This is a genomic window from Corynebacterium sp. (genome assembly GCF_030532965.1).
GTDB lineage: Bacteria > Actinomycetota > Actinomycetes > Mycobacteriales > Mycobacteriaceae > Corynebacterium.
Genome location: NZ_JAUNKC010000032.1, coordinates 26,394 through 37,175, shown reverse-complemented (window position 1 = coordinate 37,175; position 10,782 = coordinate 26,394). Strand labels below are relative to the sequence as shown.

The following is a 10,782-nucleotide window of genomic DNA, read 5'->3' as shown; positions in this document are numbered from 1 at the left end:
CCAAAACCACAGGTCAACATTTCATACGCATTTTCCTGGTGAGAAAACCTCAATATGTTTCCAAGTATTGGGCGTTGTTAGCGATCGGGAAAAGGGAGTCGATCCTATGAATGTCGGTTAGTTCGATCAGGAGCTTAAGCGGAGGTCTTGCTGCTGTTGTTGGTTATGGTGCAGGGTTTTATCTCCCTAAACATTGACAAATGGTTCTTTTATCTTTTGGTCTAAAGACCATGCATCCCAACCGGATACTACAAACACGCTCAGCATGTTTAAGGCATTGCGCCCAATGCACCTTGGGGTGTTTTAGTAGGCTGGTGCCAAAGGTCTCATCGTTGTGTGGGAGGTGGCTACGATGGCGGGGCGAACCAGACCAGCTCAATTTTTCCTGTTCGCCTCCCTTGCGGTTTCCATTTTCGCGTTTCTGGTTCCGTTTCTATTCACCGACCTGATGCCCGGCACGATTGCGGGGTTTGTTGCGATTACGTTTCCGCTTGGGGTGGTCGCGGCTGCTTTGGGCTACTGGGGCCGCAGCATTAACGCCATGTGGTTTGGCATGGTGGCAGGCTTATCGCCAGTCTTCTTCGGGTGGCTGTACTTTATTGTGGGCTTTAGCCAATAAGATTTAATTGTGACGCAATTCCCGGAACCCCCACTAACCAATCAGTTTATCGACCCCATCCACAAACTCGCCCACGAGTCCGCGTTGCGATCGATCGGTCGAGTGGTTACCGAAACTGTTACCCCGACCCCGCCGGAGGAGGCGTTGGCGGCCGTCGTCAAGCAATTGCGTTTGGGCGGGGTGTTGGTTGTCACCGGCGCGGGGGTGTCCACGGACTCAGGAATTCCGGACTACCGGGGTGCCCACGGTTCCTTGAAGCGGCACCGGCCGATGACGTATCAGGAATTCCGTTTCGATCCGCAGGCGTTGCGGCGGTACTGGGCGCGATCGTTCGTGGGGTGGCGCCATATAGATCGTGCGCAACCTAATGCCGTGCACGGCTATGTTGCGGAATGGGAGCGTGCGGGACTGGTCACGGGGGTTGTCACCCAAAACGTCGACGGCTTGCATCAATTGGCGGGGAGTAAAAATGTTCTTGCGCTGCATGGGGATTTAGCCACCGTGGTGTGTCTTGATTGCGGATTGCGGGAGGATCGCAACGCATTCGATGCCCGGATGGCGGCGATGAATGCTGGTTTCCTGGAATCGGTCGCCATCGACCCCGCCGATATCAACCCCGACGGTGACGTCGCGTTGGCGGCGACGGATATTGCCCGGTTCCGCTGCGCCCCGTGCGCCAGGTGCGGTTCGATAGTAATGAAGCCAGACGTGGTCTACTTCGGGGAGTCGGTGCCGAAGGAACGAAAAGACCGACTTCGGGATTTGCTTGTCGACGCCACCTCGGTGCTCGTTTTGGGTTCCTCATTGGCGGTGATGAGCGGCATGCGAGTGGTGATCGATGCTAAAAAACTTCGAAAACCCGTCAGTATTGTTAACGCTGGCCCAAGCAGGGCCGATAACCGAATGGATATTGTTTGGCGTAGCCTATTAAGGCCTGCGTGCGCAGCGATTTCGGAAACGTTGCTGCAACGGCAACCGTAGGACGTCGACAAGCAAAAATTTACACGTTAAGGAAAGTCATAGATGTATAGGCGGCGGATTGGGCTCGTAGCTATCACTGGGATAGCCATAGGCGCAGCCATTATTGGGCCAAAGATCTACGCGGACCGCATGACACCGCCACTGCCGCTATCAACCAGCACCAGCGCCAGCGCTACCTCGCAATCGTCCCCCAGCGACGTCAATGGCGAATGGGTGGTCAGCACCGGTTCCTTCGCTGGTTATCGAGTCCGGGACATACCCGAAAACCCCACCGGCGATATTTTTAGACGGACGCAACAGGTAATCGGAACGGTAACGGTAGCCGAAGACATCATGGCTAATGCCGCGATCGAGGTGGACCTGGCGAGCATAACCACCGGCGCAGGCCACCGTGACGACTATTTCCGACACAAAGCTATCGATACCCAGCTCTATCCCACCGCAACGTTCGTCGCGACTATGCCTGTCGACGTTTCCCAGGGGGCTGGTTCCATCGACGTTCCCGGCGAACTTACCATCGCGGAGCATACCCAGCCGGTGACCGCCAAGGCGAATGTCGTTCACGGCGGAAGTGGTTTAGTGGTGTCGGGCACGGTACCGGTGCAATGGTTGGACTTCGGCATAGCGACACCGCAATTGGGTGCGGTGGGGCCGGATTCCGCAGTCGACATCGGATTTTTCTTGAATCTGAGCAAATAACCCCGGAAAAATGTGGGTAATAACACAAGACTGGGTGGGGTTAAACACATGCAACCGTCCTGATGTTAGGTTAGTCTAAGTTGGCCTCAGTGGTCATTCTAATTATCTACAACTTTAGGAGGGAATGTGCGCCCGCACCGTACCGTGATATTTCGTGCAGCAGCAGCGCTAGCTGCAGCATTATCGCTTACATTGGCAGGATGTGCTGATTCTGGTTCGTCTCAGTCGCAAAGCTCTGCAACAAAATCTGCAGCAACCGCCGATTTTGAACCAGTGACCATTAGCCACGTTTTCGGCGAAACTGTTATTGAATCCAAACCAGAACGAGTAGCTACCGTCGCGTGGGGTAATCACGAGGTTCCCTTGGCGTTAGGCGTGGTACCTGTTGGTATGTCCAAGACGACCTGGGGCGATGACGATAATAACGGCGTTTTGCCGTGGGTGGAAGAGAAATTAGCGGAACTTGGCGCTGAAACCCCAGTGCTTTTCGACGAAACCGACGCCATTCCGTTTGAAGAAATTGCTGCGACTGAACCTGATGTCATTCTGGCTTCTTATTCTGGGATTACGGAAGAGGATTACAAGCAGCTCAGTAAAATCGCCCCTACCGTTGCCTATCCTGAATTACCGTGGACCACATCGCTCGACGATATGATTTCCATGAACGCGAAAGCATTGGGATTAACATCTCAGGCAGCTGATTTATCCACAGATTTAGACAAACAAGTCGCCGATGCTCTGGCGGCACACCCACAACTAGCGGACAAAAACGTTTTATTTACGTCTTTCGGATCTCAGGACGATTTTTCCAAGGTTGGGTTCTATTCCACTGGTGATCCACGCGCGGGTTTTCTGAAAGACGCTGGTCTGGGCGTACCGAAGATCGTGGAAGAAAAATCCAAAGACGCCGATAAATTCTGGATCGAAGTATCGGCAGAAAATCCCGAACAATTTGAAGACGTAGATTTGCTTATTTCCTACGGCAGCAATGATCCCGCCGAAAACGAAGCAACACTGAAGAAACTGCAGGAAGACCCACTTCTTGGAAAGATTCCGGCGATTGCAAACGGTCACGTCGCCTTCCTGGGCGAAGGCCCATTGGCATCCGCCGCTAATCCGTCCCCGCTGGGTATTCCATGGGGACTGAACAAGTACTTCGATACCCTTGAAGCCGCACTTTAATCAGATCGTTGACCTACCCGATTCGCGCCATCTATTTACCAAACTCACCTGGTTAGTTGTACTATCGGTCAGCTTGGTAATAGCAATGGCGGCATCAGTTGCGTTTGGTGTGCGCGATGTAAATCTTGTCGACATTGTTCATGCCCTTGGTGGGAGCAATGCCACCGCCAGTGAAGCAGCCGTTTCGGTGCGAATCCCACGCACAGTGCTAGCAGCACTGATTGGGGGTGGACTTGCATTATCGGGAGTTACGATGCAGGCCGTGACCAGAAACCCCCTGGCCGATCCCGGCATTTTCGGCGTTTTGGCTGGAGCCGCTTTCTTTGTCGCCTCCGGTATTGCTTTTTTCGATTTATCGGGACAGCTTCCCACAATAGTGGTGGCGATAATCGGGTCGGCAGTCGCTGCCGTGTTTGTCTATAGCGTTGGCTCCATCGGATACGGCGGGGCCACCCCGCTGAAACTGGCGTTAGCCGGGGCAGCCACAACTGCGGCATTATCGGCGATGGTCAGTGCGGTATTGCTGCCACGAAGTGACGTCATGGATCAATTTCGTTTCTGGCAGATCGGAAGTGTGGGAGGTGCCAATTGGACAGACATCGCCGTTGGTACGCCGGTGTTTCTGGTAGGTGTTTTTATATGCCTCGGGTGTGCCACTCGAATGAACTCGCTCGCACTAGGTGATGATATCGCCGCCGCATTGGGGATTCATGTTGTCCGGGCGCGGTTAATTGCCTCGCTAGGGGCAGTGATCGTTTGCGGCGTTGCTACCGCACTGGCAGGACCGATTGGTTTTGTGGGACTGATCGTTCCGCATTTATGCCGACTGCTGGTGGGGACGGATCACCGTTGGCTGCTGCCTTATTCCGCGATGTGTGGTGCCGTTTTACTAGTATCAGCAGACACCCTTGGGCGGGTTATTGCGAAGCCAAGTGAGATTTCAGTAGGTATTCTTCTTCCACTTATGGGAGCACCATTATTCATTTGGATTGTGCGACGATATAGGACGCAGGGATCATGACGGACAAAGGATTCATCAATGAATTAATGCACGCGCGTAGCCGTCGTCGAAGGCAGTTTCTCCGCACAGCCATCCTGCTCTTGGTAGTGATCGTCGGTGGGTTCTTCGTATTTCTCATGGTAGGAACCCGAAACTACAGTTTTATGCAGGTGATCGGGGTCATCATTGGCGAGAATATTCCAGGCGCAAGTTACGCGGTGGGCGAAATACGATTGCCCCGCGCCAGCTTGGCGGTTGCCGTGGGGTTTAGTTTCGGAACTGCCGGGTACAGCTTTCAATCGCTTTTACGCAATCAATTAGCGTCACCAGATATTATCGGGATTTCCTCCGGGGCGAGCGCGGTGGGTGTGATTGCAATCGTGCTCCTAGGCTGGGGGCAGACGGCGGTATCACTTGCGGCATTAGTGGGTGCGTTAGTGACCGCACTTGCCATCTATTTACTGTCAGCCACCGCAGCTGGCGGTTTTGCGGGGACGCGACTAATCCTCATCGGCATCGGCATTTCTGCGATGTTGATGAGTGTGGTTTCCTTCGTCCTGTCTCAAGCTGCCGTCTGGGATTTAGCCACCGCCAGCAGGTGGCTAAGCGGTTCCCTCAATGGTGCAACCTGGGAACGGACTGTACCCGTAGTTATCAGCTGTTCTGTCGTTGTTCCGTTTTTGGTTGTGCAATCACATCGCCTGTATTTGCTGTTGCTTGGCGACGATTCAGCTGCTGCCTTGGGCATTTCAGTAGCGGCAACCCGCTTGAAAGTGGTAATCGCAGCGGTCTTTTTGGTTGCTATCGCCACCGCAAGTTCTGGTCCAGTTTCCTTCGTTGCGTTTATGTCCGGGCCGATAGCGATGCGAATCAGCCGTCCCGGTCCGGCGACCTTACTGGTATCTGGGTTGGTTGGGGCTATTTTGGTGCTGATTTCGGATTTTATCGGCCAATACCTACTGGGGGTTCGATATCCAGTGGGGGTTATCACTGGAATTCTGGGGGCACCATTTCTGGTGTACCTGCTTATCGCACAATCTGGAGCTAAAGGATCAACATTATGACCTCTGCTGCACCTGAGGACAATCTACGGGAACTCGCCGCAGATAATCTCACCCTAGACTATGGCGGAGCCACCATAGTAGATGGGTTATCAATTACCATCCCATCGGGAAAAATAACCTCCATTATCGGACCAAATGGTTGTGGGAAATCCACGTTGCTTCGCGCTCTATCTCGACTATTGACCCCAACGTCGGGGCACGTAACGTTGGATACGCGGCGGCTGGAAGAATACCCGCGTAAACAACTAGCGCAAATCTTGGGTTTAATGCCGCAGTCGCCGGTGGTACCGGAAGGGATCATCGTCAGCGACTTAGTAGGACGGGGAAGATACCCCTACCAGGGATTGCTAGGTCGATGGGATAACCGCGACTACGAAGTCGTCGCTGACGCATTGGCCGCTACCAGAACGAAAGAATTGGCTCACCGACCGGTCGACGAATTATCTGGTGGGCAGCGGCAACGCGTGTGGGTTGCGATGGCATTGGCGCAGGAAACAGACATTCTGCTTCTCGACGAACCCACCACCTACCTCGACATAGCGAATCAATTGGAAATTCTGGACTTGCTGATTGACCTCAATTCTCGAAGTCGCACCACCATCGTCATGGTGTTGCACGATATGAATCTCGCGGCGCGATATTCCGACCACCTGATAGCCATGAAATCGGGAGCGATAGTAGCTGCTGGCCCGCCGAAAACAGTCATAACCGCCGATACCATGCATGAGGTATTTGGTATCGATTGTGTGGTTATCGATGATCCGATTTCGGATACCCCGTTGGTCACCCCTAAAAGCCGACATCACCAGTAAGGCAGTCAGCATATGTACCAACCAATGCGGGCACAGGTTTCGAACATCATCCGACTTAGCCCTAATTTCGTGCGGATCTACTTTAGCGGCCCAGAATTAGCCAATGTTGATACCACCGAACCGATTTTTGACCGTCGGGTCAAACTGCTCTTTCCCAATGCGCATGGTGAACTCCCAGAGTTCAACCCCATCGATCCGTGGTATCACCAATGGCAAGAACTACCGGCAACGCTCCAACCTCCAATGCGATCCTATTCAATCCGTGAAATTCGCAATGGTGTCACCGGTATCGAAATCGCGATTGATTTCGTCCTGCATTCACGCCCTGGTGCGGAAGGGCCAGCCAGCGCCTGGGCGGAAGCTGCACAATTCGGCGATTCGGTGGTTATCGTTGGGCCAAAGGCCACCCTTGATCCTGGTAGACCCGGCGAGCAACGACCCGGCATCGAATTTCAACCTGCGACCGCCTCACATATCGTGCTAGTAGGAGATGAAACTGCGGTGCCAGCCATCGGCCGCATTCTGGAAGACCTGAATAACAATGACAACATGATCCCCGAAGTGACAGGGATGGTGTTTATGGAAGTTCCACAACATGCGGACTTTTTACCATTGCAGTGTCCACCAGGTTTTTCTCTCCAGTGGTTTCACCGAGAACACCAGCCCCACCACGGCGAGCAACTCATACAGGCGATCTGTGCATACATGGATGACTTGGGAATCCACACATTGAACACGCCCCCAATCATCGAAAATCCACAACCCACCACGATTAGCGGTTCGCCGGAGCTGGTCTGGGAGACCCCAACCTATTCCGCTGCAGGAGACGACATTACAGCTGGGGCGCATTCCCCTATACACCACTATTTCTGGATCGCGGGCGAAAGCGGGGTGGTGACGAAAATTCGGCGGAAACTGGTGCGCGACTTCCACATTCCGCGTCATGCGGTTGCCTTCATGGGCTACTGGAAAATTGGACGGGCTATGGGCTAACCACCCGTTGTTGGAGTTGCGCTACCTGCCGATTGGGTTGATAACCAGTACACTTTTTAATTAACGGTCAAGACCCCGGTCAGAGGAGTTCGCTACTATATGAATGCACCGCACGCCACTGATACCTTGCGCACTGGGCTAACGCCAGCGCAGGCCGTCGAAAAGCTCGAAAACCACTACGCAGCGGCGGTCGAGACTGCGCGCCGGGTGCTAGAAACCGGAATATCCAACGGTGACTTTTCCGAATATGCTGACGTCACCTATCCAAAACTCACGGTGCGGGTTAACTCGTGGCACCCGGTGGATCGCACCGAACCCTTCGGTTACGTCGACGATGCGGGCTTATATTCGGCGGTGATTTCCAAACCGGCGCTGTTATCGGCGTACCTGATGGAGCAGTTAGAACGACTCAACAAAAACTACGATTGCACCATCTTTGTCTCCGATTCTGGGATTCGAATCCCGCCGGAATACATCGATGGATTGGCAACAACCGCCACCCAATTGACCGGTGCCCGGCGTTCCCCGGAGATTCCCCGACCGAGTCTCGATGACGTCGACGACGCCATCATTGACGGTGATTGGGAGGCTTTCCACCAGGATGAAAAGCCGCTTTTTCACTTCACCCCGCAACGCTTCGACATAGCCTGCGCGCGGATCGAACACTACACGGGGATCCCAGTGGAAACCGTGCAAAAGTTCATTCTATTTACCAACTACGACATGCACACCAGGGAATTCTTGCGGTTTGGTTTGGCGGAATTGCGTAACCCCCAGTCCCGGTATCGCGCTTTGGTGTTAGCTAATGGCACCGAGATCACGGCGGAGACTGTGGACACGGTTCATGTCGATCAGCTGGTCGGGGCGGCTAAGTATCAAATGCCCCGTTTCGACTTGGTGGCGGCAGGAAACTACGGGATCACCATGATAAATATCGGTGTCGGGCCGTCGAATGCCAAGACGATAACCGATTGTTTGGCGGTGTTGCGCCCGGAGGCTTGGGTGATGATCGGCCACTGCGCCGGGTTGGACGGTCGCATGCGAATGGGGGATTTGATCCTGGGTAATGCGTATCAGCGCAGCGATCACCTGCTTGATGGCCATATTCCGATCAATTTGCCGATCCCGGCAGTGCCGGAGGTGCAACGCGCATTAGAGGCAAGCGTGACGGAAATTTATGGGTCGGACTTATCACTGATGCGTACCGGCACCGTCATTTCTACTGATGACCGTAACTGGGAATGGCATACTCCCAAAGCGTTGTGGGAGTGGTTGCGTGGTTCCACCGCGGTGGGTTGCGACATGGAATCGGCGACATTGGCGGGCAATGGTTACCGATACCGGATACCGTATGGAACCTTGCTGAGCGTATCTGACCTGCCGTTACATGCGGTTCCGAAACTGCCCGCGGCAGCCCAGACGTTCTATTCCAATTCCAAGGAAGCGCATGTGATGTGTGCGGTTCGGGCTGTGGAACATCTCGCAGAAACGCCGGAACGATTGCGGACGAGGAAATTGCGCCGTACCGTGGCAGAAGTACCGTTTAGATAGGATAATGCAATTATGGGTTTTGGGACACGGAAGCTTTGGATGTGTGTAACGTCGATCGGCCTCGCCCTCGGGCTGGCCGCCTGCGGTGCCGCCCGAGAGGGGGATACAGCAGGCACGGCCGACAATGTTGCAGCGGCGAAACAGGAGGTAACGCCGCCTTCGCTTGTCGACGACGACACGGGGCGCGGTTTGGCCAAGCAATTATCCGGTGCGGACACCGTCGAAACGGTTGTGGTTGATAAGGACGACATTCGCCGTGAGGAATATCTGCGGAAAGCGGTCCAGCTCAAGGCAGGATTAATCACGACGTCCGGCGACGCCGCCCAAGCGGAAGAGCTGGAAAAAGAGTTCAAGGTCATTCCCACGGAGAAGCTCGACGATGTTGTCCTGGAGAATCCCACCGAAGAAGCGGTCACACCCTTAAATCTGTTACACGGATACAAACCCACCAATGAAGACACTGTGGTGCTGTTAGGTAAAGACACGTCGTTGGCAAATGTTGTAACAGCGATGGCTCATGGTGTCCGAATTGAGTTGCTGCCCATCTCGGACGTGCGGGCTAGTTCCACGGTGATGAAGCAGGTGGCGAAGCCGAAGAACATCAGGATCATCGCGGCGGGCAGTGATTTCGGGGATAACTCCGATCTGGAAACGCAATTATCCCTAGCGAAGGCGGGTCCGGTTCCTGGCGGGGAAACTGGCGTGGTGTTCCCGGGTCGAAGGATGGTTGCGTTGTACGGGCATCCAAGTGGACCTGCCTTAGGCGCGATGGGCGAGCAAAACCCGGAACAGGCGGTACACCGGGTGACGGATTTGGTGCGGCAGTATAAAGAGGCGGACCCAGAGGACGACAATGACTATGTTCCTGCCTTTGAAATTATTGCTACGGTAGCGTCCAGTGCGGCGGGTGATGACGGCGATTATTCTAACGAGTCCACGATTGAGGAATTGCGGCCGTATGTTGATGCGATTGGTGCTGCGGGAGGTTTCGCCATTCTAGATTTGCAGCCGGGCCACGCTAGCTTCTTGGATCAGGCTAAGCGCTACCAGGAACTTCTGGAACTGCCTCACGTGGGATTGGCGCTCGATCCGGAATGGAAAATTAAACCTGACGAGCGGCCACTGGCGCGGGTGGGAAACACCACAAGTGCGGAGCTCGACGAGGTGTCTGAGTGGCTGGCGCAATTAGTGCGGGATAAGAACGTGCCGCAGAAGATTTTGATCCTGCACCAGTTCCAGGTGGGAATGATTGAGGGGCGAGAGAACCTGAACCTTGACCACCCAGAATTGGCGTTCGTGCTCCACGCCGATGGGCATGGCACCCCAGGGCAGAAGTTCGATACCTGGAATACGCTGCGTGAGGGGCTACAACCTGAGATTTTCTTGGCCTGGAAGAACTTTATCGACGAAGACACCCCGATGTTCGATCCTGCGCAAACAACGCAGATTGATCCGCAGCCGTGGTTCGTGAGTTATCAGTAGAGTCGGGGCTTTGCTCGGCCTCTTCTTAATTGAGCTTAAGCTTAAGAGTAGAAAATATACTTTCGTCTACTAATAATCACCCCCTGTAGTAATTTCGCTAAAAATACCCCCAATCTGTTACCTGGGTCACTTATGTCGAAATTGCTACACTGCGCCACGGCTCCATCGGGCTGATTGGTTTGGCCCTGCCGCCGGGCGTCTGCTAATCGGAATTTGTTAAAGATTGCATGACCGTCTATCCGATGGGTGGTTCGTAAAAATAACGATCAATCTATGCTTACTTCAGTTGTGGTACGCAAACATTTGCATGAATAAAATCCTGTTGTGGTGGGATTATTATTGGATGTGGCAGGTTTTATTGGTGCTACTTGTTGAATTTTCTTCTTGAATCTCCCGTGA

Annotated in this window: 10 protein-coding genes; all 10 read left to right on the top strand. The window is 53.9% G+C overall.

Annotated elements, in window-relative coordinates; translation table 11 throughout:
* Positions 1–352: 352 nt before the first annotated feature.
* The 10 genes from Q4D85_RS12395 (at position 353) to Q4D85_RS12350 (ending at position 10,383) form a co-directional block, all read left to right on the top strand.
* A complete protein-coding gene (locus Q4D85_RS12395; RefSeq protein ID WP_303200831.1) occupies positions 353–619 on the top strand; it encodes a hypothetical protein in 267 nt (88 codons plus the stop codon).
* Between the two features lie 9 nt (positions 620–628).
* Positions 629–1,600 carry a Sir2 family NAD-dependent protein deacetylase gene (locus Q4D85_RS12390; RefSeq protein ID WP_303200829.1) on the top strand — a complete coding sequence of 324 codons (972 nt, stop codon included), beginning with the start codon at positions 629–631 and terminating at the stop codon, positions 1,598–1,600.
* A gap of 42 nt (positions 1,601–1,642) precedes the next feature.
* Positions 1,643–2,299 carry a YceI family protein gene (locus Q4D85_RS12385; protein WP_303200828.1) on the top strand — a complete coding sequence of 219 codons (657 nt, stop codon included), beginning with the start codon at positions 1,643–1,645 and terminating at the stop codon, positions 2,297–2,299.
* Between the two features lie 126 nt (positions 2,300–2,425).
* Positions 2,426–3,481: an iron-siderophore ABC transporter substrate-binding protein gene (locus Q4D85_RS12380; protein ID WP_303200827.1), complete on the top strand. Its 1,056-nt coding sequence runs from the start codon at positions 2,426–2,428 to the stop codon at positions 3,479–3,481.
* 85 nt (positions 3,482–3,566) lie between these two features.
* The gene (locus Q4D85_RS12375; RefSeq protein ID WP_303200826.1) at positions 3,567–4,502 is read left to right on the top strand and encodes an iron ABC transporter permease; all 936 of its coding nucleotides are present in this window, start codon (positions 3,567–3,569) and stop codon (positions 4,500–4,502) included.
* The gene (locus Q4D85_RS12370; protein WP_303200825.1) at positions 4,499–5,545 is read left to right on the top strand and encodes an iron chelate uptake ABC transporter family permease subunit; all 1,047 of its coding nucleotides are present in this window, start codon (positions 4,499–4,501) and stop codon (positions 5,543–5,545) included. Before Q4D85_RS12375 ends, Q4D85_RS12370 begins: the two co-directional genes overlap by 4 nt.
* Positions 5,542–6,357, top strand: a complete 816-nt coding sequence (locus Q4D85_RS12365) for an ABC transporter ATP-binding protein (protein WP_303200824.1) — start codon at positions 5,542–5,544, stop codon at positions 6,355–6,357. The genes Q4D85_RS12370 and Q4D85_RS12365 overlap by 4 nt, the downstream gene beginning before the upstream one ends.
* 12 nt (positions 6,358–6,369) lie before the next feature.
* Positions 6,370–7,350, top strand: coding sequence for a siderophore-interacting protein (locus tag Q4D85_RS12360; protein ID WP_303200823.1), 981 nt, complete (start codon positions 6,370–6,372; stop codon positions 7,348–7,350).
* Between the two features lie 99 nt (positions 7,351–7,449).
* Positions 7,450–8,901, top strand: coding sequence for an AMP nucleosidase (amn, locus tag Q4D85_RS12355; protein ID WP_303200822.1), 1,452 nt, complete (start codon positions 7,450–7,452; stop codon positions 8,899–8,901).
* A gap of 39 nt (positions 8,902–8,940) precedes the next feature.
* Positions 8,941–10,383, top strand: a complete 1,443-nt coding sequence (locus Q4D85_RS12350; RefSeq protein WP_303200819.1) for a hypothetical protein — start codon at positions 8,941–8,943, stop codon at positions 10,381–10,383.
* Positions 10,384–10,782 lie beyond the last annotated feature (399 nt).